Raw genomic sequence first — 22706 nt, 5'->3', positions numbered from 1 at the left:
CCGTGGAAATCTGGAACGTTCACTACAATTATCATCGACCGCATTCAACACGCGGAGGACGACCGCCCGCCGCTTACCGCCGGCACCGCGTAACTAACGTCCGTTCCTCATACAACTAGCAGGAAGGCCGTCGTTGCTCGAGTTGCACGACATCGTGCCCCCAGGTGGTGGGCGGCTGGTGATGAGTAGTGCGGTGTCCACCGCAAACGCAGCAGTCGCCGTGAGCGAGGCTGTATTCGAGCAGTTGGGCCCGCTGGCACGGAGGAAGACCCGGGTCGTCCATCAAGGTGTCGACTCTGTTCGATTTAGTCCGGGAGTGGCCGATCCATCGATTCGCGCCGAGCTGTCAGCAGATCCCCGAGCATTGCTCGTGGCGGTGGTGGGGAGGTTGGACAGAGAGAAGGGCATCGGCGAGTTGATCGAGGCACTGGGGTCGTTGCGTCGATCGGGAGTTGACGTACATCTGGCTGTTGTCGGCGCACCGGCCAAGAATGACGCTGCATTTGTCGACGCGTTGCACACGTTGGCGCGGGCATCGATGCCGGGCGCCCATCGGTTCCTGTCGCCCAGAAATGACATTCCGTCGATTCTGCGTGCCGTCGACGTCCTCGCGTGCCCGTCTCACGACGAGCCTTTCGGGCTGATCGCGTTGGAAGCTCAAGCCTCCGGAGTCCCGGTGATAGCCAGTGACAGTGGAGGATTGCGCGACTTCGTTCACGACAACAGGACCGGCGTGGTCTTCCGGACAGGGGACGTCGATTCTTTGACCGTTGCCGCACAACGGCTTCTCGGCGATCCCGCACTATGCACCCGAATCGCCGCCGAGGCGTTGGGCCGGTCCAGAGACGACCTGTCCATCGAGCGACGAGCAGATTCGTTCGCCACGACGTACAGAGCTCTGCTCCGTGACGCAGGACGGCGGAGGCGAATATCGAGGTTCGATTCGAACGGGCAGGGGTGATCATGTCTTCGTCGCCGGTTTCGAAGGTCGAATTCCTCGACAAGACAACATGTTCGGTATCCGTGGTGATCTGCGCGTACAGCATGAGTCGGCTCGAGATGCTGCTCGCTGCGGTTGATGCCGCCACTGTCCAGGCAAACGGCCCAGGCGACGAGGTCGTTGTTGTCATCGATCACAACGAGTCCATGCTTGCTCATGTTCGTGCACACGTACCAACGGGGGTCCGGGTGGTGCCCAACACTGCCGAGCAGGGCTTGTCCGGCGCGAGAAACTGCGGAATCAGTGCAGGCAACGGTCATCTGGTGGCATTTCTCGACGACGATGCGATCCTCCGAACTGGCGGGATCGACGCGATCCGAGCAACGATGAGTGCAGATCCCACGATTGCGGCAGTCGGAGGGGCAGTGCACGCACGGTACGAGGGGTCTAAGGCTCGGTGGTTTCCGGAGGAATACGGCTGGGTCGTCGGCTGCGACTACCGCGGCCTCCCACCAGACGGAGAACAGATTCGCAATCCGATCGGCGCATGTATGGCGGTTCGGCGCACCGCGCTCGAGTCCATCGGCGGGTTCTCGAGCGAACTCGGGCGGGTCGGCACGTTGCCGGTCGGTTGTGAGGAGACGCTGATGGGAATCAAGATCCGCCAGCGGGATCGCACTGCCAAGATACTGCGAGTCTGTGATTTCGCAGTCGATCATTTTGTTCCTGCCGACCGCCAGCAGTTTCGCTATTTTCGTCGACGTTGTTTCTACGAAGGTCGGTCCAAGCGAATTCTCACCCAAGCGGTGGGGAGCGCGGACGGGTTGTCCAACGAACGGGCGTACGTCGTCGGTGTCTTGAGCAGTGGAATCTTCACCGCAGCCAAGGATTCGATTCGAGGCGATCGCTTCGCGCCAGCCCGTGCGGCAGCTCTGATTTTCGGGTTCCTTGCCACCTTGCTCGGGTTCCTTTCGGCGAGAACCGTATTCGGTGGAGAGCACCTGGTTGACGACTGCGACGACATAAACGCCGATGAACTGGTGTCTGTGGTCGTGGCCACCGTCGGCCGTGATTCGCTCGCTCGGACACTGGACGCTCTGTTGGGTCAGAGCCACCACAATCTGCAAATTCTGGTGGTCGACAACAAACCTGATACCGATCGCGTGGACCAGGTCCTGTCGGCGATGGACGACGAGCGTTGCGTGATACTGAGACAACCAGTCAAAGGTGCTTCTGCCGCGCGTAATCTCGGACTTCACCACGCGAACGGGCGAATCGTGGCCTTCACCGACGACGACGCGGAGCCCGACCCATTGTGGATCGAGAAGATTTTGGACGTCTTCGTGCTCGACGCCTCCCACGAGGTTGCTGCGGTGACCGGTCGCGTTGTGGGAATTGGCATCGACACCGCCGAACAACGGTGGTTCGAGGAAGTGGGCATATTCGACAAGGGCGATACCACGACCTTGTGGGCGATGGAGACGCCGAAAATTGCTTCGATCGGATTGGGTCAGCGGGGGACTTCACCGCTTTTCCCCTACACGGCAGGCGAACTCGGTAGCGGCAACAACATGGCCTTCCGCACCGAAAGCATCCGACGTCTCGGCGGGTTCGACGAGGCACTCGGACCCGGAACACCGACGCTCGGAGGCGAAGACCTCGACCTGTTTCGGCGGGTAGTTCTTGCTGGAGCGACGCTGGTTTACGCCCCCGAGGCAACAGTAGGACACCATCACCGCGCGAGTGTCGCGGAGTTGCGGGACCAGATGTACGGCTACGGAACGGGAATGTCCGCGGTTTTGGTCAAGATCATTTCGGGCGGCGACCGGACTGCTCTGGGTTTGTTGAAGGTCGTGCCCCGAGGTGTGCGCATGCTTCTCGTTCCCGACACTGCGCGTTTCGGTGACAGAAGTACAACGATGCCCGGCGATCTCAAGCGAGTGGAACTGGCCGGGTATCTGGCCGGCCCCTATCTGTACGCTTCCAGCAAGCTACGCCTGCGTCGTAGGCGGGCGCAGGCGGATCAGTTGTCCCGATGATCGTCGGACAGGCGTCGAGTAAGGGGGACGCGGAAACGAAGCGAGGTCGTCATCGAGGTGACCTCGATGACGGCGGAACCACTCGCACCGCACAACTGGGACTCGATCATGTCGTCCTCATCGCAATCGCTGTATTGACCTGTACCGCGCTGATTCTCGCGTTGCTTGTTCGCCGCGATGGAGGGGAGGGAGTTCCATTCTCACTGCGCGTGTTGATCGGGGTCGCGACGACGGTTCTGGTTCCTGGTGTGCCTATTGCACTCATGGTTCGCATTCCGGATCCAGTGATCACGACGGCAGTGGGGATAAGCCTCTCACTCTCGGTCAACATCATTGTTGCGCAGTCTCAGTTCGTTATCGGCGCATTTCATCCGACCTTGATTCAGACAGTGCTGTGCGGGCTGTCCCTCCTCTCCTGTGCGGTGGCGTGGAAGGTTATGCCCTATCGAGAGATCGGACCGCCGCGGGTAGGGCGTCGGCGAATGCTCGCCGGTGTGACGATCACGGTTGCAGTGCTCTTCTTCGCGGTGGCAGTTCGAACTCTGGACACCGCTGCCGCAGGCGCGGCAGGAATCATTCCAGAAATCGGGTGGGCGTACTACGTTGCGCTTTTCCTGGTCTCACTCGTAGCCGGGATCGCACTGACTTCGCGCAGACTCGACGCAGTAGTGCTGACTGTCGCAGCACTGACTTTGATCACATTCACGACTTTGCTGGTAAGCCTTGCAGACGGGGTGACATCAATCCCCACAGCTTACGTACATCGTGGTCTCATCGAGATACTCGTCCATTTCGGAGAACTTCCACCACCCTCCGACGCGCGCTTCAGTTGGGCTGGATTCTTCTCCGGGAGCGCCCAAATGAGTACCGCCTACGGGATTACCGATTTCACCGCCATTTTCATCTGGGCACCCGTGTTCTTCAACGCGATGATCGCGTTGCCGATCTACTCGATCGGGTTGTCGATATCACGGAGTCGACGTGTGGCATGGCTGGGCGTGTTTGTCTATTTGCTTTTCAACTGGTACCAACAGGACTACTTTGCGCCACAACCAACCGCAATGATGTTCTACACCAGCGTGATTGCAGTGCTCTTGTGGCAACTGCGTCGTGCTCCACTCCCCGTGGTCGAGGGAGGGTTGGTGGCGAGAACTGTCGGCGCATCTCGTCGCACTCCGGGGCGTGTGCCTGGACAGAGTTCGGCGCAGACCCTCGCCGTAGAGGCGATTCTGGTTGTGATTCTGGCGGCGATGGTTGTGACACACCAGTTGACGCCGATGGTGATGGTCGGTGCACTGTTGATGTTCACGCTGACGGGATCGACTCGCTATCGGTTGTTGTGGGTGGCCGCCGGCGCGCTCTTTCTCGTCTGGTTCAGCTACGGCGCAGTCGACTACTGGAAAGGCCACCTTCAGGCGTTGCTGTCGGATGTCGGGCAGGTGAGCGGCGCGGTGCAAGGCGGTGTCAGCAAACGCATCGGCTCCGGGCCGACCTACCAAGCAATGCAATATCTGCGGCTCGCAGCTACAGGTTTCATGGGATTGCTCGGGTTCCTCGGCTGGGTTCTGACACGTGGACGAAAGACGTGGTTGATGTCGGGAGTGCTGTGTGTGGTTCCCTTCGGATTGGTGGCAGTACAGAGTTACGGCGGCGAAGTGGTCATTCGGTGTTTTGTCATGGCAGCTCCGATCCTGGCTCCACTTGGCGCCGTGACAATTGTGCGTAGTGCCGCTGCGCTTCGGAACGTTCTGATGAATTCGAGACGACGGCGTGGCGGGCGTATACCGCGTGTTGTCATGGCGTCGCTGTCGATTCTCGTTCTCTCCGTCATTCTCACCGCTACTCGAGGGTTGAACACCTCATTCGAGCACTCGTCGCCTTATCAGATCCGGATTGGTGATGCACTCCTCGCGTCAGTACCGGACGGTGCCACGATCATGGCGTGGGGACCGTCCGCGCAACTGGTCTCCCCGCGAATTCTCACCGGAGTGACGGTTTCTCAAGTTGATTCGATCGATTGCCTGGACAACTTCGATACATGTGTCGCTGATCGAGATCCGGACTACGTATTCGTTGCGCAGCAGGCTTCCTCCCAGATATCCCTTCAATACGGATACCCTGCGGGAATGTTCGACGATGCCATCGCCGATATGCTCGCGTCCGGCAATTTCGAGATCGTCGTCGAGAATGCCGATGTCACCGTGCTGCGTCGCGCTGGTGCCCCCGAGATCGACCTGGAACAGCGATGACAAATCTGTTGGGAGCATGCATCTTCGGATTGTTGTTCGTTGTGCTCACTCTGATTACGGTGACGCGGGAACGGCAGGTGCCGGACCTCGGCACCATCGGCCGTGGGAAGGCTGCGAGAGCTCTTACCGTTCTCGGGGTCGTCCTGGTCCTGTGTGCAGTCGCCGTGGTGTTCTTACGATTCGACCAGATCGCGCTGATCTCGAGTCAGGAGTGAAACACATTGTTGTTCAACAAAATAACGGCCCTCGGTGGAGTTGTCGCTTTGTGCTTGTCAGTGGGGTGTTCGGTCACGGGTGACGTGCCAACCGACGCATGTGAAGAAGGACCGAGCGCGCCAGGCACCACGAATGCGCCGACAGGGGATCTGCGCGGGTGGACGCAAGTATTCGTGGACAACTTCGATCGCTGCGAGTTGGGAGAAATGTGGGGGGCGTACAGCGGCCAACCTGGGGGTGATCCTCACAGTTGGTGGGAGCCTGAGCAAGTCAGTGTCACCGAGGGGGTTTTGCGCCTGCGTGCGCAGCAGGATGGCGACCAGTGGGTCACTGGCGGTGTTTCTAACAGTGCAGTGTCGCAAACTTATGGGAAATGGATGGTTCGTCTGCGGGCGGGGGTATCGGACGAGATCAGCTATCATGTGTTGCTGTGGCCGCGAGACGAGGTATGGCCGCCAGAGATCGACATCGCGGAAAGTGTGTCGGGTCGACGTGAGTCGATGTCATCTTTCATTCATTGGTCCGACGAAGGTGAGCATCACTTCGCACAAGCGGACACAACTGGTCGATTCGACGAATGGCATACCGTCGGTGTGGAGTGGGGCCCGGGAATTGTTCGATACCTTGTCGACGATAGTGAGTGGGCTGAATTCGAATCATCTTTTGTTCCATCGACTTCCATGTGGTTGGGGATTCAGGCGCAAGCCGGGGCATGTGACAAGCAGAGGGAGTGGGGAACGGGGGATTGCCCGGTTTCGGGGTCGCCGGCAATCGCTGACATCGATATCGATTGGGTCAGCGTCTACTCGCCCGATTTCGCGGCTCTGGCAGCTGTCGAGTCTGCGCGAAGTACTGATCTCGAACTGATCGAACTGACTCCACGTCGGTAGTAGCTGTGGATTAATTGTCGCTGAAAATTTATACCTTTAGTCCCAATTGGTGCGTTATGCTCTGGTAGCAGATGAACATTCACTGCGACTAGACGGTGGCATGATGGTAAATCCACGGCAGCGTGTTTCGAAGCGGTTCTTCGGTTGGCTCAATCTTCTTCTTCTGTCTGTTCTTGTGGGAATAGTGCCGCAGGCAACTGTGAGCGCAGCTCCGCTGTGTTCTTCGGTAGCGAGCTCCGGTACCAAACCTGCTCCGGTCGGGAATATTTCGACCTGGCCGAAGTGGCGCCAGATCTTCATCGACAACTTCGACCGGTGTTCGCTGGGCGGGGACTGGGGTCCTTACTATGGTGCACCAGGTGGCAATTCGGCGAGCTGGTGGGATCCGTCGATGGTTCGCCTCGACGGTGGCAAGTTGCAGCTTCGTGCGCAACAAGTAGATGGTCGATGGCTCACGGGTGGGGTTTCCAACTTCACCCGCGCGCAGCAGTATGGCAAATGGGAAATGAGATTTAGGGCAGACAAGTCCGACGAGATCAGCTTCCATCTTCTGTTGTGGCCGAAGAATGAAATATGGCCCCCCGAGATCGACATTGCGGAAACTGTTGACGGAAACCGGAAGTCGATGTCGGCGTTCGTACACTGGAATACACCGACAGATGGATTCGGTCAGGGGCAAGCAGACATCACAGGCGACTTCAGCAACTGGAATACGGTGGGAGTGGAGTGGGGGCCAGGAATTGTTCGCGGCACTCTCAACGGTCGCGTGTGGACTACGTTCGAATCTGCAACCAAGGTTCCGGCGACGCCGATGTGGCTCGGACTGCAAACCGAGTCCGGGGCCTGCGCGCGGAAAGTGGCGTGGGGAGTGGGGTCCTGTCCATCTGCGGGTACGCCTGCGGTCTCGAACGTCGAAATCGATTGGGTGAGCGTCTATGCCCCCGGCTGGTGATCGACCGTCGATTCGTTGGATTCGATTTGAGTCGGAGTACGTGCGGCGCGTCGCAACATTCCGACCAGTGGAACCGAAACAATTGCTGCGGAGAGAATTTCGGCCGCGAGGTAGGACCAGCCGACACCGGCTATGCCGACGTGAGGTGTCAGGACAATTGATCCGGCGATGACCACGATGGTGTTGAGTACTTGCGCAACAACAGCCGAGCCCATTCTTTGGTACACCCTGGCGAGTGCGTTGTGTAGAACGACGAGTGCGGATATCGGAATGATGATCGCAGACAAGCGAAGTAGGGTCGTGCCTTCTGTCCGATAGTGATCGCCGACGGATCCCAGCGCAACCGGTGCCACGAGTGCGAGAAAGATTGCACCGAGAACGGCGAGTCCGGACAGTAGTGCGATGAATCGACGGGTCAGTGACTGTATCTGCGTCGGAAAGGCGCTCGCCTCTGAGACGAATGGGCCCATGAGCATGTAGAAGAGTACGAACAGGGCGCTCACCAATGCCCAGGTTATCGCGAAGTATGCATTCTCCTCCGCGCCGAGAAGTGAAATGACAACGAGCGGCACTGCAAGCGGGGCAAGGGAACCGAGCGTCATGAGGCCGTACGAGTGGCCGAAGTACGACCACAGTTCACGTGCAGGGGGAAGTGCCGGTTGGGCCGCGGACTCACCTCGCGTGCGCAGTTTCCGACGTATCGCAACACCGAGGACCAGGGCCGCGATCGCCGCCGACCCACCCCAGGCTCCGACGACAGCAAGTTCATGCGCTGTGAATGCCAGTGACGCGACAAGAGCTAGTTTGGCGATGGCATGAACGATGTTCTTCGCGGCTGACCACCTCGCAACTCGAAGACCGTTGGTGGTCTGGTCTTCGAGGGCGAACAGCGCGAGGGTAACGACGAGCCCTACATACGAGAGCGTGGCCCACCCCGAGGAGAACAGGTTTTCACGTGGACCGAACATCAACAGTGCGGTGGCGAGGATTGTCGCGAGGAGCGCTACGAGGAGATATCCGCGCGCCACCAGTGCGCCGGCACGGCTTCCTGCCAAAGGTAGGAATCGCTCGTACATCGATCCGAGGCTCAACGTAGACAGAGTGGACAGTACCACCGCCGAATTGATCACCGCAGATGCCCGGCCGACAACGTCGACCGGATACATCCGAGCTGTGACTGCCCAGAACACCAGCCCGAGTACTGCCGTGACGGCGCCCGAGATCAGCACGGCGATCGAGTCGTACTCGAACTTGCGCTTGTCTGTAGCTGGCGTTTCTGGTGATGCCACGGTTGTGACCGGTGATGAGTGCGTCATGTCCACTTTCGGAAGTCGATCTTCCGATGCTACTTGCCAGTAGTTAACTTGTGCATGTCGACGGGTCGGTCAAAATTGCTCTATTGAGAATCGTTGCACTTCAAGGCGGGTGATAGCGCGAATAAATTGTGAACTTCCATGTGCGAGCGATTTGCCTGATGCGACCGACTGGTCGGGTTTGTGCAGTCCAGTACGATGGCGCCGTGGCTAATGGCGAGGGCGAAGTATGTGCATGCGGTCATGCAGAGGTGGCACACAGCCATCATCGTGCGGGAACCGACTGCGCCCTCTGTGACTGCGTCAGGTTCAAGCGTCGTGGGAGCATACTTTCCCGTCTGCTTCGCTGAACAGCTGGTGTCAACGCTTGGAGTGTCGGCCACCTGACGTGGGGCCGGCCTTGACCGCGCTACCGGGCGGACGGGCGAGAATCACGGCGATGGCAGTGGTGAGTGGAACCGAAAGCGCCAGGGCTATTCCGCCGACAGCGGACCTTACGATCTCGATTGCGACGGCGTCACCGACCAGGACGTCCTGAAGAGGGCGCCCGCTGACGCTGAAGAGCAGTAGCAGTGGCAGCGCCCCACCCGCGTACGCGAGAACCAAGGTGTAGACCGTGCTGGCGATGTGATCACGTCCGACCCGCATCGCACCGCCGAAGACTTTTCGACGGGACGCATGCTTGTCGAGTTCGGCCAACTCGAATGCCGAGGATGCCTGGGTGATGGTGACGTCGTTGAGAACGCCGAGCGAGCCGATGATGAAGCCCGCCAGCAGCAGGCCGGTGATGTCTATGTGCTCGATATAGGTCTGAACATTGGTGTTCTGCTCTTCAGACAAACCGGTGAGGTGTGTCAGTTCAATGCAGAGGTAGGAGAGAACCGCGGCGAGCACCATGGCGGCAAGGGTGCCGAGCAAAGCAGAACTGGTCTTGAGTGAGACCCCGTGCGCCAGATAGAGAACCGCGTACAAGATCACCGCCCCGGCGACCAGCGCAACCGGTATCGCAGGCTTGCCGTCGAGCAGAGCGGGTAGGAGAAACCCGACGACTACGCCGAAGGCGATCACCAGGCCGACGAGTGCGCGCAGCCCTCTCCACCGTGCGACTGCGATGATGACGACGGCGAACGCGATGACGATCAACGCCAGCGGGAGCCCACGCGAATAGTCTTCGAAGGAGTACTGCGTGTTTCCGTTCGGGTCGGTCTGACGCACCAGGCGAATGTGGTCACCCACGCGAAGGTCCGGCTGACCGGCGCCCGGAATGACCTCGAGCAATGTCTTCGTTCCGGCATTCGGCCCGGATTCGATATCGACGATACTTCGCTGGCACTGGTAGGCGGAGGTAGGCGGCGGTTGCGGGGCACCGACGAATACCCTTCCGGCAGAGGAACTTCCGCAGTCACCGAGATCCTGCATCGTGACGGTGCCCGCCTCGGTTTCCACCGAGCTGCCGTCGGCATTCTGGAAGGGGAGTGGGACGGGAATGGTGTTCTTGTCCGGCCACAGTGCGACAGCTGCCGCGACGACGACCATGCCGATGACGACGAGCAACCCGATGACGACGCGTGATGCGGTGGGGCCGATCTGAATGGGGCCACCGTGGCCGTGGCCGTGACTCATCGGAAACTGAGTGTCGGACTGGGGATTTGCACCGGTGCAATGTTATCGGCTCCGAAGCGAATGGTCAGCTTCTGACGGCAGTGTCGGTGAAAGGCAGTGTCGCTTCAAGGCAGAGTCGGCGAAAACCGGTGCTACCGATGAGGGGTTGTGAAACTGGGATTGGTCGAGCTGGGTGGCGGGGAACAGGGGGGGTTGTCCCCGCCACCAACCTGGTATCCACAGGGGGGGGAGGGATACCAGGTGCTCGCGGCACCGAAGTGCTGCTAACTAATGTACCCAATTTCAAACCGATTTGGCGCGTTGTCCAACTACCAATTTCACAACGAATCACGTACCGGTTGGACCGTTTTCACATCGGGGCAGGTCACTAAATAGTTAAAGAGTCAATCAAACCGCATGGTTTGCGAAAAATGTGACCAAGGTCGCACAAATGCCCCGCAGTTTTACGTTTACGGGGCATTTGTACAACGAATTGTTTACTCGATTTCAGCCGGATTCAGCGTGAGAATCTACTGTTTGTAACTGGTGAGGAAGTTGCCGAATCGCTCGATGGCCACGGCGAGATCTCGGGCCCACGGAAGGGTGACGATCCGAAGGTGATCGTGATTCGGCCAATTGAACCCGGTGCCTTGAACCATCAGGATCTTCTCCTGGAGAAGCAGGTCCTGAACCAATTTCTCGTCGTCGTGGATCTCGTAGACGTTCGGATCCAGACGAGGGAACGCGTAGAGCGCGCCGCGAGGCTTCACACACGAAACGCCCGGAATCATGTTCAATCGCTCCCAAGCGACGTCGCGCTGCTCGAGCAGGCGGCCGCCGGGCAGGATCAGGTCTTCGATGCTCTGGTGACCGCCGAGGGCGACCTGAATGGCGTGCTGTCCGGGGACGTTGGGGCACAGACGGGTCGACGCCAAGAGATCGAGTCCCTCGAGGAAGCCGGCCGCGTGATCCTTCGGGCCCGTGATCGCCACCCAGCCGGAGCGGTAGCCGGCGACGCGGTAGGCCTTCGAGAGGCCGTTGAACGTCAGGCACAGCAGATCAGGGGCAAGTGTTGCCAGCGAGATGTGCTTGGCGTCGTCGTAGAGGATCTTGTCGTAGATCTCGTCGGCGAGCAGCAGAAGCTGATGCTTGCGTGCCAGATCGACCAACTGCTGCAGAACCTCCATCGAGTACACCGCACCCGTGGGGTTGTTCGGGTTGATGACGAGGAGAGCCTTGGTCTTGTCGGTGATCTTGGATTCGATATCGGCGATATCGGGATTCCAGTCGTTGGCCTCGTCGCAGAGATAGTGGACGGGCGTCCCTCCGGACAAGCTCGTCATCGCAGTCCACAGGGGGTAGTCCGGTGCTGGGATCAGAACCTCGTCGCCGTTGTTGAGGAGGGCCTGCATGGTCATCGTGATCAGCTCGGAAACACCGTTGCCGAGGTAGATGTCGTCGACGTCGAGCTCGGGGAAGCCGGGAACCAGCTCGTAACGCGTCACGATTGCGCGCCGCGCCGACAGAATGCCCTTCGACTCCGAATAGCCCTGTGCATAGGGCAGGGCGGCGATCATGTCCCGCATGATCACATCGGGGGCGTCGAATCCGAACGGTGCCGGGTTGCCGATGTTGAGCTTGAGGATCCGGTGTCCTTCCGCCTCCAACCGGGCGGCATGCGCGTGCACCGGTCCACGGATTTCGTACAGGACGTTCTGGAGCTTCGACGACTGCTCCAGCTCGCGCTGCGGCTGACGGTGGCGGACGGGTTCTGGTGTGCTCACGAGTTACATGATTCCACCACTGTGCAAGTGCATTGTCGGGGACCGTGTCGCACGCCCCGTTGGCTATTGTCGAGCGATGACCCCCAGCGAGCAGATTGCAGCCCCGTACGGATCGTGGACTTCTCCGATCGGAGCAGCTGATCTGGCTGCAGGTGGGCATCCTGTCGAGGGTGGACGATACGTCGGTGACGAGATCTGGTGGGCTGAACTTCGTCCGACCGAGGGTGGTCGGACCTCGATCCGTCGATCTGGTCTCGACAACCAACCCGTCGACATCCTCCCCGCGCCGTGGAACGCGCGAACCAGGGTTCACGAGTACGGCGGTGGCGCCTGGACGGTCACCGAGTCCGGAAAACTGGTCTTCAGTGAATTCTCCGATCAACGGGTGTACATCCTCGAAGGAGTCACTCCACGGGCTCTGACGCCCGAACCGGCGTCGCCGGCCGCATTGCGATACGCAGACCTGCAGATCGTGAACGGCGAGGTGTGGGCGGTTCGGGAAGCGCACGCGGAGGACGGGGTGATCACTCGCGATATCTGCGCGATTCCGCTGGACGGTTCCGGCAACATCCGCTCGATCGTCGGCGGCTCGGACTTCCTCTCGTCACCGAGGCTTTCGCCGAGTGGAACCAAGATCGCCTGGATCGCATGGAACCATCCGCAAATGCCCTGGGACGGTACCGAACTGAGGGTAGCTCCACTCGTCGACGGCGTCGCTCAGGCGTATTCCGTGCTGATCGGCGGACTTGAAGAGTCCGTCCTGCAGCCGGAGTGGATCACCGACGACGAACTCTACGCAATCAGCGATCGCAGCGGCTGGTGGAACATCTATCGCGTCGGCGGCAAGATCAGCCCGATTTGCCCGGTGAACGCGGATTTCGGTGGCCCGCAGTGGCGCTTCGGTGGGCGCTGGTTCGTCGAACTCGGCAACGGGCACCTTCTCACCGCACGCACCGTCGGAACCGACACGCTGGCGGTACTCGACCCGGCGTCGGGGGAACTGCGCGACATCGCGACCCCGGGTGTCACCAGCATCGGCCTCATGCAAGTTCGCAACGATCGGTTACTGCTCATCTCGGGAGGCGCGAAACTGGCGGGCGCGCTACGTGAACTGGACCTCGGTACCGGCGAACTCACCGAAATCCGTTCGTCGGTCGAAGAATTGCCCGAGTCTGCCTACCTTCCGGAAGCGCGAGCCGTCGTGGCTCACGGACACGGGCGAGAAGTTCACGCCGTTGCGTATCCGCCGCGCAGTCCGCGATACAAAGGGCTCGACGATGAACGACCGCCGTATGTCGCGTTTGTTCACGGTGGGCCGACGGCGCACGTCGCACCGGCCCTCAACCTCGTCTACGCCTTCTTCACCAGCCGCGGAATCGGCGTCGTCGACGTGAACTACGGCGGGTCGACCGGTTACGGACGTGAGTACCGTAATCGATTGCGTGGTCAGTGGGGTGTCGTCGACGTGCAGGACGTCGTCACCGCCGTCAACGGGTTGGCCGAGCAGGGGCTTGCCGATCCGGCCCGTCTTGCCATCGAAGGCGGATCCGCCGGTGGTTGGACCGTTCTGGCCGCACTGACGACGTCCGACGTGTTCGCTTGTGGTGCTTCCTATTTCGGCGTGGCCGAACTGGACCTGTTCGTGCAGGAAACTCACGATTTCGAATCGCGTTACGTCGACGGTTTGATCGGCCCGCTGCCGGAATCTGCCGACCTGTACGCGGAACGTGCTCCACTCAACAACGTCGACGGGTTGAACTGCCCGGTGTTGCTTCTCCAGGGTCTCGACGATCCGATCGTGCCACCCTCGCAGGCGGAGCGATTCCGGGATGCTCTGGTGGCCAAGGGCATTCCGCACGCGTACCTGGCCTACGAGGGTGAATCTCACGGATTCCGCAAGCAGTCGACCATCATCAGCTCACGCAACGCCGAGCTGTCCTTCTACGGGCAGGTGCTCGGATTCACTCCACCCGGCATTCCGACGCTCGAGCTGTGGAAGCCTGCGATCAGTAGCTGACGGCCCCGTGGCTGCGCGCGAAGGCCGCCAGGATCCGACTTGCCACCAGTGACGGGGTCGACAGGTCGGCCCACGTCCACCTCGCGACCTCCCACCCTGCGTCACGGAGTCGGTCTTCGCGGAGCTTCTCGTTCCAGAGCGCGTCCTCGGGGCTGCGACCGGCTGGCACCAGTCGGCCGTACTTGACGCGGCCGTCGAACTCTCCGATGGTGCGCTGCTCACGCCACAGGAAGTCGACGCGGCCGGCGAACCCTCGAGCGTCGTGGATGTCGACCTGGGGTTCGGGGAGCGGCAGGTGTTCGTGCAGGAACAATGCGAGGCTCCGTGATTCACCGACGCTTTCGATGCGGGAGTCCATCGCGGTGAGCGCGTGGAGCGCATGTCGATGGCGCGGATGGTTCGGGCTGAGTGCCAGCGAGGCTGCAACCGCGTCCTTGGTCAACCTTGAACGGTGCAACGCTGAATTGCCCACGACGAGAGCCTGTTCGAAAGTGAGTGTCCTCGCGAGATCCGCAACAGTTCGTGCCGGAGTCGTGACGCGCAGCCCATCGACTTCGGTGATCTCGTTGTCCGCCAGCCATGTCGAGTGCACGTGACGTCGAGCGGACTTTCGGCCACCACCTCGCCGGTTCCGGGACAGGTGAACGACCTCGAGCGGAGTGTTCCAGAGTTCGAAACCGTGCAGAACCGCAGCCGAGACGTGGCTGACAGTGGCACCGGGTGAAGCGGCGCAGGCCACGGCCTCTGCCCGCAATCGATGTCGTCCGTATGCGTCGAGGCGGGACAGGTGGCCGCTGTCCACGTACGCACCACGATGGATTCTGGCCCAGGTTCCACTAGCGCAGGCCTGTCGGATCTCGGCATCGGTGCGACCGATCGACAGTTGGTCCGGCCTGCGGATGATATGTGTCTGTTCCCCCATGTCGATCGATCTTGCTGTGCCCGGCGCTGGAAAGGAAGCCGTGACCCCGGGGGTGTGGATAGCCGTGAGTGAACACCACTTGTCCACAGTTCGAACCGGTTTCGCGTCGCTGGAGAGGGTGTTCGGTATGGGGAAACGGTGGCAGGTTCCCGGTGTCGCGCTCTAGGAAACCCTTGCGTCCGGAGCGTTCGCGTGCCAGGCTGTTCAACTATGACTACAGGAAAGGCGGACACCGCCACCGTCGCGTGAGCGCCGCACCGATTCGCTCGTCGGCATCACATCGAGCGACATTGCCCGAGAACTTCAATCTCTTCGATGAAGACAGTCTGGCCCTGGAAAAGATCCGCGACGTGTGGCTCGAACGCGGATTGTGTACTCGTCCTGCTGATCGAAACACCGCAGAAGCCTCTGTCGCGCAACTGTATCGACGCTCCGGGCTCCCGAAACCGGAGTTCGTCTGGGTCCCGTCGCCGTCTGCTGGTTCGGACCTGATCGTCACCGAAGGACTGTCGACCAAGATGTCATTGGACGGCACCGGCCTCGACTGCGCTTCCGGGTATATCGCGAGCATGTTTGCGGCTTCGCGCCGACGCATGGACGCGCGAATCGAATGTCGGAGAACTGGCTGGCAGATGGAACGCCGGCAGGGGGAGCGCCTGATCAGGGCGTCCATTTGGGAATCGTTGCACACCACGCTGTTCGACGGCGTCGCAGCTGCGATACGAACGATGTCGACTCCGGTGGCCGGGGAAGTGACCTGGTACGGGCAGCAGGACGCACATCGAATCGCGTACTACGACACATGTCATCGATTCGGTCTTGCGACTTTCCGCTCGGAAGACCGTGAACTCCTCGACGTGCAGACCGCACTGGCCGACTCGACCGGGTGGTGGTGGGCGTTCGACGACGTGTGCATCATGGCGGAACGACCCACCGCCTTACATGCCGAACCGATTCCGGGCAGCGCGCAGGGAGCACGGCGCTTGCATCATTCTGATTCCCCCGCAATCGAATTCGTAGACGGTACAACGGCGTTCGTTCTACACGGAGTGATCGTTCCAGAGTGGGTAGTGCTCGACCCCACCGCCGAACGCATCGCGCACGAGCGCAACGTCGAGATCCGTCGATGTGCAATCGAGCGGATCGGCTGGGATTCCTACATCGAGCTGGCGGGCCTGACACTGGTCGACCAAACCGACGATCCCGGTAACGCCGGTTGCCTGCTGCAGCTCTACGCGTCGCCGGAGGGCTGGGGTCGAAGTGGACGGATTCTCCTCGCGGTCAACGGTTCTCTCGAACGCGACGGGCATCGGCGTCGATACGGCCTTCACGTACCCGGATGGTTTACCTCCGCGTTGGATGCCGCCGGATGGACTTACGGCATCACCGGTACCGACTATTCCCGTCTCGTTCGTCGAACCTGAATCCCGAACCCTCTACCCTCAATCCTCAAACCCTGGGAGATACTTATGAACTCGAACATGACCTTGTCCGCTCTCACCACCCTCACCGGCCTGGATGTCTTCGACTACCTGGACCAGGAAGTGTCCATTCCTGTGATCGACGGACTTCAGGCGCAAGGCGATCTCATCGTGGTCCCGTTTTCGCTGCTCGCAAATATCGTGGCGCCTCTGCCATGGACACGCTCTGTGAGAGTGCCGCTCTCCGGCGTGGAACTGCTGCGAAGTGCGGCGGGAGGGAACCCCCACAGTCTGGTTGCAGACGAAGGGGAGTGCACGTGGTCGACGCCGGTGAAAGATGCTCGGGGCCTTGCACTCGGCATGCTCGACGCCCGAGTGACCGCGTACCTCATCCACCCGGAGCACGGCGCGACCGGCATCGCTCCGGGACGATACGTCATCGGCCGGCAGCAGGAAAGGGGCGTCGGGCGTGCGCGCGGTGCGGTGATGCTTGTCGCCGATTGACACGCCGGCCTCGAGTTGGCGGGGGAGTGAGCACCACTTGCACAGGGCGAGCACCGGTTTCCGTGTGCTGGACGGTGTGTCGGGTCGAGGGAAAGGGTGCTCGGTCGGCAAAGGCTCCCGCACAAACACGAATGCCCTCACCGTGACGGTGAGGGCATTCGCGTGTGGTGCGCTTACTTCTTGCGGCCAGGAGCCTTCGCGCCGGCCTTGAATCCGAGTCCGCCTGCCTTGGGGGCGGGCGGCGCGGCAGCAGGCGCCGGAGCTTCCGCGGGTGCGGACGCCTCAGCAGGCGCTTCAGCGGCGGGTTCTGCCTTCACAGGTTCGGCGGCGGGTTCTGCCTTCACAGGTTCGGCCTCGGGAGCCGGGGCCTCAGCAGCCGGCGCCGGGGCCGCAGCGGGAGCTGCCTTCCGGGCACCGGGAGCCTTTGCGCCCGATTTGAATCCGAGTCCGCCGGCCTTGGCGGCAGGCGGAGCCTTCGGGGCTTCCGCCTCGGCGGCCGGAGCCTCTGCCGGTGCAGCCGGAGCCTCTGCCAGAGCCTCTGCCGGAGCAGCAGCAGGTGCTTCAGAAGCAGGAGCAGCCTTTGCACCAGGAGCCTTGGCCCCACCCTTCATCTGCAGTCCCTTGCCGCCGGGTGCCTTGGCGCCGGACGCCAGGCCCAGACCCTTCGGCTTGGCGACGGGTGCAGCAGCTTCGGGTGCAGCAGCCTCAGCAGCCGGAGCTTCCGCTGCCGGTGCGGCAGCGGCCTTTGCTCCGGGTGCCTTGGCGGCGCCCTTCATCTGCAGTCCCTTGCCGCCGGGTGCCTTGGCCCCGCCTGCCAAGCCGAGACCCTTGGGCTTTGCGACAGGTGCTGCCGGTGCAGCAGCTTCGTCAGCGGGAGCTTCCGCGCTTGCGGCGGGAGCCGCCTTCTTGGCGCCGGGAGCCTTGGCCCCGCCGGCCATTCCGAGCCCCTTGCCGGGTGCCTTGGCGCCGGGAGCTTTTGCACCTGGTGCTTTGGCGAGGCCCTTCATGGCCAGACCCTTGCCTGCCGGTGCAGCCTTGGCTTCCGGAGTCGCGGCGGCTTCCTCGACTTCGGCGACCCGATCCTGCTCGACGGTCTCAGCCTTTGCCTCAGCAGCGACCGGTGCCTTCTCGCGTGGGATCACCTTGATGTTCTCGCCGAGCTGGGCGGGATCGAGACGAGTGACGGAGTTCAGCATCAGCTGCGCGACGTCGACGACCTCGACGCCTTCGCCCTGGCCTTGCTCCTGGCGGGCAGTGACGCCGTCGGTGAGCATGACGCGGCAGAACGGGCAACCCGTGGCGATCTTCTTGGGGTTGGTGGAGAGCGCTTCGTCGACGCGGTCGACGTTGATGCGCTTGCCGATGTTCTCTTCCATCCACATGCGAGCACCACCGGCACCACAGCACATGGAACGTTCGCCGTGACGCGGCATTTCGACGAGCTTGGAGCCTGAGGCTTCCATGAGTTCACGGGGAGCGTCGTAAACCTTGTTGTGGCGTCCGAGGAAGCACGGGTCGTGGTAGGTGACGTCTTCGCTCACGGACGCAACCGGGATCAGCTTCTTCTGGCGCACCAGACGGTTGAGCAGCTGAGTGTGGTGCACGACCTCGTAGTCGCCGCCCACCTCCGGGTACTCGTTGCCGAGGGCGTTGAAGCAGTGCGCACAGGTGACGACGATCTTGCGCTTCTTCTGCTCGATACCGTCGAAGACCGAATTGAGCATCTCGATGTTCTGCATCGCGAGCTGCTGGAACAAGAACTCGTTGCCGGCACGACGTGCGGAGTCGCCGGTGCAGGTTTCGTCGGCGCCGAGGACCATGAACTTCACTCCCGCGGTGGCGAGGAGTTCGGCGACAGCCTTGGTGGTCTTCTTGGCACGGTCTTCGTAGGCGCCGGCGCAGCCGACCCAGAAGAGGTACTCGTAGTCCTCGAAGCTGTCGGCGTCCTTGCCGAAGACAGGGATCTCGAAGTCCATCTCGTTGATCCAGTTGAGACGGTCCTTGGAGTTCTGACCCCAGGGGTTGCCCTTGTTCTCGAGGTTCTTGAACAGGCCGGCGAGCTCGGAGGGGAACTCCGATTCGATCAGGACCTGGTAGCGACGCATGTCGATGATGTGGTCGACGTGTTCGATGTCGACGGGGCACTGTTCGACGCAGGCGCCGCAGTTGGTGCAGCTCCACAAGGTTTCGGCGTCGATGACCGGGGCCATCTCGCCTTCGACGGTTTCACCGACGAGCTTGCGGTCGGCCTCGAGGCGTGCCGCCTCGGGGATGGCTGCGAGGGCGCCTTCCTTGACATTGCCTTCGCTGTCGACGAGACCGATCTCGTCGCCGCCCATGTCCTTGCGTCCACCAGCGAGCAGGTACGGGGCCTTGGCGTAGCCGTGGTCACGCAGCGACATGATGAGCAGCTTGGGAGAGAGCGGCTTTCCGGTGTTCCACGCGGGGCACTGGGACTGGCAACGACCGCACTCGGTGCAGGTGGTGAAGTCGAGCCAGCCCTTCCAGGAGAAGTCTTCGATGTTTCCGGCGCCGAGAGTGTCGGTGTCGGGGTCGACGTTCTCCATCGTCAGGACTTTGCCCTTGGACATCATGGGCTTTGCCGCGCCGAGGGCGACGGTGCCGTCGTCTTCACGCTTGAAGTAGATGTTGAAGAACGCCGAGAAGCGGTGCCACGCGACGCCCCAGGTGATGTTGCGGCCCACGATCGCGAGCCAGATCATGCCGGTCATCAGCTTCACGAATGCGAACACCGAGATCATGACGGGGCTGGCGGGAAGCAGTTTCGCGACCTGCATGGTGAAGAAGTCGGTCCACGGGTTGGCGTGACCGTAGGTCGCGATCTTGCCGGCCTTGACCATGATCATGCCCAGGCCCTCGAGCAGGACGATGCCTTCGATGACGTAGGCAGCCTTGAAGTTGGAGCCGCCGAAACGGGACAGGCGCGCGGGCAGACGCGGGTGGTTGAGCTGACGGATCACGATCAGCGTGGTGATACCGATGACGGTGCCCAGGCCGAGGATCTCGTCCCACAGGTGCCACGCCCACGTGTTACCGAAGATGGGCCAGTGGAATTCGGGGTTGAACGTCTGGCCGTAGGCCTCGAACCACAGCAGGAACCCACCGAGGAAGCCGACCATGACGAGCCAGTGGGCCCAGCCGACGCTGCGGAACTTGTTCATGCGCGTGTGCGCGATGAACTCGATGATCATCTGCTTGAAGCGAGGGAAGAACGGGCGCCATCGATCGGGTGCCGACTGGCCGATGCGCACGGTGTTGAACATCCTCAGCGCGCCTGAGAGGAAGATGTACCAACACACCAAGCTCAGCAGAGCACCAATCGTGCCCAACGTAATCGTCAGGGCATTCATGTCGCGGCCTTTCGTTTCAGGGCGACGCGTCGGCCACCTCGGGACAGCCCACTGATACTAACCTGCGTTATGTTACCCGCCAGTAACTAGCATTACCAGCCTGTAGGTACCGGCTGGTAACCGCTCGTGGCCTGGAGAGATCGATCTTCTGCGTCGGACGGGCTGGGCCAGACGCAGACATGTCTGGTCGTCACGTTAGGCGGTGCCCGTCAGGTGTCCATCTGTCAGGCAGCCCTAAGTCGGGTTCCGAGCAGGTGAGAACAACCGACCGGCTGTTATCGTTACGCCCGTCACGCACAGGGGAAACGGGTGGTGTGAGTCATCGACTGACGCCCGCCCGATCCCGGGGAGGATCAAAAATGTTCATTCGAAAAGCTGCGGCCGTCGCAGCGATGACCATTGCCGCTACGGGCATCGCTGCAGGTACTTCTTACGCAGCTCCGGAGACGTCACCCGACGTTTCGTACACCGCCGAGGTCGTCGACCAGGCCGTTGTCACCACCATCGACGCCGGAGCATTCCGGGTCTCGGGCGACGGAACTCACGTCGACTTGCAGAACAGCCAGGGCGCAACTCTCGTGAGCCTTCCGCTCGCGTTCAACCTCGGCGACGTTCAGTTCCCGTTCGACGAGACCGTCAGTGAGGACGGCAAGACCCTCACCCTCAAGCCGAACCTGGACCCGGCCAGCTCCAAGCCGAAGCCGGTCGCTGCCGAGTTCACCCCGGTTGCTTCGCCTGACGAGGATCAGAAGGCAATCGAGAAGTTCCAGTCACAGCTCGGGCTTGCCACGCAGATCGGTAGCCTCACCGGCACGATCGTCGGGGCGGTCATCGGTTGCATCGTGGGTCTGCCCGGCCTGGTCGTCGGCTGCCTGCCCGGCATGGTCACAGGGGCCGGTATCGGTGGAGTCGCCGGTACCATCCTCGCCGGTGGCGGAACCGCCGTCGTCGCGGGCTTGGACCTGATCAAGGTTCTGAACGCTCCGGCTGGAACAACTCTCTTCCAGTAGAACGTCACGAATGCCGAAACGGGCGCCACACCTTCAGAAGGTGTGGCGCCCGTTTTGCTGTCTCGAGGAATGCGTGTGATCAGTAGTCGCGAACCTTCAGGCCTGGGTTGGCGGCGAGGATGTCGTTGATCGGCGTCGCGTACTGGGTCGGGGCATCTTGCCCGAACAGTGTCTCTGCCTGAGCGATCTCGCACAGGGGAGAGGTGGCGACGTTGGACGCACTCGTGATGCCCACTGCCAACGTTCCGGAGACGATGGGGCCACCGCTGTCACCCTGCAGGACGCAGATGTTGGTGGTGAAGCCGTTGTCGAGGGTGTGATCCAAAACCTTTGCGACGCGGTTGACGCCGGTGACGACGCCGCAGCTGAAGCCTGTGGTCGATCCTGCCTTGCAGACCGGGGCGCCCACGACAGGATCGGCGGTACCGGTGATGTTGACCGAGCGGTTGAACGGGACCCGCACGCTGTTGTTCTCGAAGCGGTACTTCGCGTTGTCGTCGATGTTGATGATCGAGTAGTCGCGCCCGTCGAAGCTGCTCTTGGCGAAGTACCCGACGCGGGGCCCGGTCTGGTTGTTCACCATCGGGAAGACCTGGCTGGAGTTCGAGGTGCCGGCAGCGGCACGGTTGGGATCGCAGTGACCGGCGCTGATGTTGACTGTGCGTCCTGAACCGTCGGTGCCGTTGAAGCCGAATGAACAACGCAGTCCTGTGTTACCGGAGGTTGCGCCGAAGGCGTCTCCGCCCAGTGCAGCGTCGCCGGTTGCGGATCCGGTTGCGGGGATGAGGTCCGCGACGATCGGGGGAACCAGTAGCGGAGCAGCGGTATGGACGACGGTCCGCTTCAGGAATTCAGGCAATTCGATGCCGGCGGCAGGATCGGCCGTGAGGGCGACTCCGTTGCCGACGACGTCGACGGCGATGCCACGCACGAGGTCTGCGACCTCGGCAGGCTGCGAATCGAGCCAGGTGTTGAGTGCCGAGAGTTGACCTTGCAGAGCCTGCTCGCTCTGCGCGACGTCCTTGACCTCGAAACCGGCCTTCTCGGCGGCCTCGCGGGCAGCATCCTTGTCGCGACCGTCAGCGAGAGCGACGATGCCCTTGCCGAGGTCGTCGAGCCACACTCCGGCAAAAGAGTCGGGAAACTGGACGCGCGCGATGGCGGCGAACTCCGCGAGCTTCTGCGCGAGTTCGGAACGCGAGACGAACTGGTCGGGCGTCAGCGCCAAGTCGTGCTGTAGGGCTTCGGCGAGTTCGACGGGCAGATGGGCTGCCTGATCGGATACCCCGGATTCGTTCGGTTCTGCGTTCGCGACCGCGGTAATCGGTCCGAGGAGCAGCAGCGCGGCCGAACCGAACACTGCGGCGCGACGTGCGATGGAGCTTCGCATGTGGGCCTTTCCACTTCGTTGACCGCGTACCACCCCCCTGGGAGCACACGGATACGGCTCACGGACTTGTGGTGAGCCGATCACAG

At 61.6% G+C, this 22706-nt stretch carries 16 protein-coding genes and 1 pseudogene; 11 read left to right on the top strand and 6 right to left on the bottom strand.

Annotated elements, in window-relative coordinates:
* The 7 genes and pseudogenes from ASU23_RS34930 to ASU23_RS19860 form a co-directional block, all read left to right on the top strand.
* Positions 1-119 (top strand): annotated as a pseudogene (locus ASU23_RS34930) (IS481 family transposase); the annotation flags it as partial.
* Between the two features lie 74 nt (positions 120-193).
* Positions 194-961 carry a glycosyltransferase family 4 protein gene (locus tag ASU23_RS19885; RefSeq protein ID WP_216637132.1) on the top strand — a complete coding sequence of 256 codons (768 nt, stop codon included), beginning with the start codon at positions 194-196 and terminating at the stop codon, positions 959-961.
* Between the two features lie 2 nt (positions 962-963).
* The gene (locus ASU23_RS19880) at positions 964-2979 is read left to right on the top strand and encodes a glycosyltransferase family 2 protein (protein WP_047269050.1); all 2016 of its coding nucleotides are present in this window, start codon (positions 964-966) and stop codon (positions 2977-2979) included.
* A complete protein-coding gene (locus tag ASU23_RS19875; protein WP_058038568.1) occupies positions 2976-5228 on the top strand; it encodes a hypothetical protein in 2253 nt (750 codons plus the stop codon). The genes ASU23_RS19880 and ASU23_RS19875 overlap by 4 nt, the downstream gene beginning before the upstream one ends.
* Positions 5225-5443: a hypothetical protein gene (locus ASU23_RS19870; RefSeq protein ID WP_007726658.1), complete on the top strand. Its 219-nt coding sequence runs from the start codon at positions 5225-5227 to the stop codon at positions 5441-5443. Before ASU23_RS19875 ends, ASU23_RS19870 begins: the two co-directional genes overlap by 4 nt.
* A 174-nt stretch (positions 5444-5617) precedes the next feature.
* A complete protein-coding gene (locus ASU23_RS19865) occupies positions 5618-6334 on the top strand; it encodes a glycoside hydrolase family 16 protein (RefSeq protein WP_074447124.1) in 717 nt (238 codons plus the stop codon).
* Positions 6335-6437: 103 nt separating this feature from the next.
* Complete coding sequence (locus tag ASU23_RS19860; RefSeq protein WP_214514601.1) at positions 6438-7286, top strand: glycoside hydrolase family 16 protein; 849 nt, start codon at positions 6438-6440, stop codon at positions 7284-7286.
* Here ASU23_RS19860 and ASU23_RS19855 read toward each other — a convergent pair.
* From ASU23_RS19855 to ASU23_RS19845, 3 genes are all read right to left on the bottom strand, one after another.
* On the bottom strand, positions 7268-8575 hold the full coding sequence (locus ASU23_RS19855; protein ID WP_253741408.1) for a lipopolysaccharide biosynthesis protein: 1308 nt from the start codon (positions 8573-8575) through the stop codon (positions 7268-7270). The genes ASU23_RS19860 and ASU23_RS19855 overlap by 19 nt on opposite strands.
* A gap of 384 nt (positions 8576-8959) precedes the next feature.
* Positions 8960-10222: a YibE/F family protein gene (locus ASU23_RS19850; RefSeq protein ID WP_003943628.1), complete on the bottom strand. Its 1263-nt coding sequence runs from the start codon at positions 10220-10222 to the stop codon at positions 8960-8962.
* 509 nt (positions 10223-10731) lie between these two features.
* The gene (locus ASU23_RS19845) at positions 10732-11985 is read right to left on the bottom strand and encodes a pyridoxal phosphate-dependent aminotransferase (RefSeq protein ID WP_003943683.1); all 1254 of its coding nucleotides are present in this window, start codon (positions 11983-11985) and stop codon (positions 10732-10734) included.
* Positions 11986-12061: 76 nt separating this feature from the next.
* On the opposite strand from ASU23_RS19845, the gene ASU23_RS19840 reads away from it, so the two are divergent.
* Positions 12062-14002 (top strand): prolyl oligopeptidase family serine peptidase, encoded by a 1941-nt coding sequence (locus ASU23_RS19840; protein WP_058038566.1) that lies wholly within the window; start codon positions 12062-12064, stop codon positions 14000-14002.
* Here ASU23_RS19840 and ASU23_RS19835 read toward each other — a convergent pair.
* Positions 13992-14924, bottom strand: a complete 933-nt coding sequence (locus ASU23_RS19835) for a hypothetical protein (RefSeq protein WP_058038565.1) — start codon at positions 14922-14924, stop codon at positions 13992-13994. The genes ASU23_RS19840 and ASU23_RS19835 overlap by 11 nt on opposite strands.
* A 245-nt stretch (positions 14925-15169) precedes the next feature.
* Between ASU23_RS19835 and ASU23_RS19830 the strand changes: the two genes are divergently transcribed.
* Positions 15170-16348: a DUF6745 domain-containing protein gene (locus ASU23_RS19830; protein ID WP_058038564.1), complete on the top strand. Its 1179-nt coding sequence runs from the start codon at positions 15170-15172 to the stop codon at positions 16346-16348.
* 45 nt (positions 16349-16393) lie between these two features.
* Positions 16394-16849, top strand: coding sequence for a hypothetical protein (locus ASU23_RS19825; protein WP_007726677.1), 456 nt, complete (start codon positions 16394-16396; stop codon positions 16847-16849).
* Between the two features lie 173 nt (positions 16850-17022).
* Here the strand turns inward: ASU23_RS19825 and ASU23_RS19820 are convergent, their stop codons facing one another.
* A complete protein-coding gene (locus ASU23_RS19820) occupies positions 17023-20220 on the bottom strand; it encodes a (Fe-S)-binding protein (protein WP_058038563.1) in 3198 nt (1065 codons plus the stop codon).
* A 359-nt stretch (positions 20221-20579) separates the two neighbouring features.
* On the opposite strand from ASU23_RS19820, the gene ASU23_RS19815 reads away from it, so the two are divergent.
* A complete protein-coding gene (locus ASU23_RS19815; RefSeq protein ID WP_003943407.1) occupies positions 20580-21230 on the top strand; it encodes a glycine zipper family protein in 651 nt (216 codons plus the stop codon).
* A 79-nt stretch (positions 21231-21309) separates the two neighbouring features.
* On the opposite strand, the gene ASU23_RS19810 is transcribed toward ASU23_RS19815, so the two are convergent.
* Positions 21310-22620 carry a S1 family peptidase gene (locus ASU23_RS19810; protein ID WP_058038562.1) on the bottom strand — a complete coding sequence of 437 codons (1311 nt, stop codon included), beginning with the start codon at positions 22618-22620 and terminating at the stop codon, positions 21310-21312.
* Between the last annotated feature and the right edge of the window lie 86 nt (positions 22621-22706).

Origin of the sequence: Rhodococcus sp. KB6, from assembly GCF_001445685.1 — a bacterium.
Lineage (GTDB): Bacteria > Actinomycetota > Actinomycetes > Mycobacteriales > Mycobacteriaceae > Rhodococcus_F > Rhodococcus_F qingshengii.
The sequence above is the reverse complement of the archived record's forward strand: the minus strand, read 5'-3'. Positions and strand labels throughout refer to the sequence as shown.

Excerpts from the sequence above, each read along its gene's own strand:
- ASU23_RS19880 (WP_047269050.1), top strand. The coding sequence starts at position 964 with ATGTCTTCGTCGCCGGTTTCGAAGGTCGAATTCCTCGACAAGACAACA.
- ASU23_RS19810 (WP_058038562.1), bottom strand. The coding sequence starts at position 22,620 with ATGCGAAGCTCCATCGCACGTCGCGCCGCAGTGTTCGGTTCGGCCGCG.
- ASU23_RS19860 (WP_214514601.1), top strand. The coding sequence starts at position 6,438 with ATGGTAAATCCACGGCAGCGTGTTTCGAAGCGGTTCTTCGGTTGGCTC.
- ASU23_RS19815 (WP_003943407.1), top strand. The coding sequence starts at position 20,580 with ATGTTCATTCGAAAAGCTGCGGCCGTCGCAGCGATGACCATTGCCGCT.
- ASU23_RS19870 (WP_007726658.1), top strand. The coding sequence starts at position 5,225 with ATGACAAATCTGTTGGGAGCATGCATCTTCGGATTGTTGTTCGTTGTG.
- ASU23_RS19840 (WP_058038566.1), top strand. The coding sequence starts at position 12,062 with ATGACCCCCAGCGAGCAGATTGCAGCCCCGTACGGATCGTGGACTTCT.
- ASU23_RS19835 (WP_058038565.1), bottom strand. The coding sequence starts at position 14,924 with ATGGGGGAACAGACACATATCATCCGCAGGCCGGACCAACTGTCGATC.
- ASU23_RS19825 (WP_007726677.1), top strand. The coding sequence starts at position 16,394 with ATGAACTCGAACATGACCTTGTCCGCTCTCACCACCCTCACCGGCCTG.
- ASU23_RS19850 (WP_003943628.1), bottom strand. The coding sequence starts at position 10,222 with ATGAGTCACGGCCACGGCCACGGTGGCCCCATTCAGATCGGCCCCACC.
- ASU23_RS19875 (WP_058038568.1), top strand. The coding sequence starts at position 2,976 with ATGATCGTCGGACAGGCGTCGAGTAAGGGGGACGCGGAAACGAAGCGA.
- ASU23_RS19820 (WP_058038563.1), bottom strand. The coding sequence starts at position 20,220 with ATGAATGCCCTGACGATTACGTTGGGCACGATTGGTGCTCTGCTGAGC.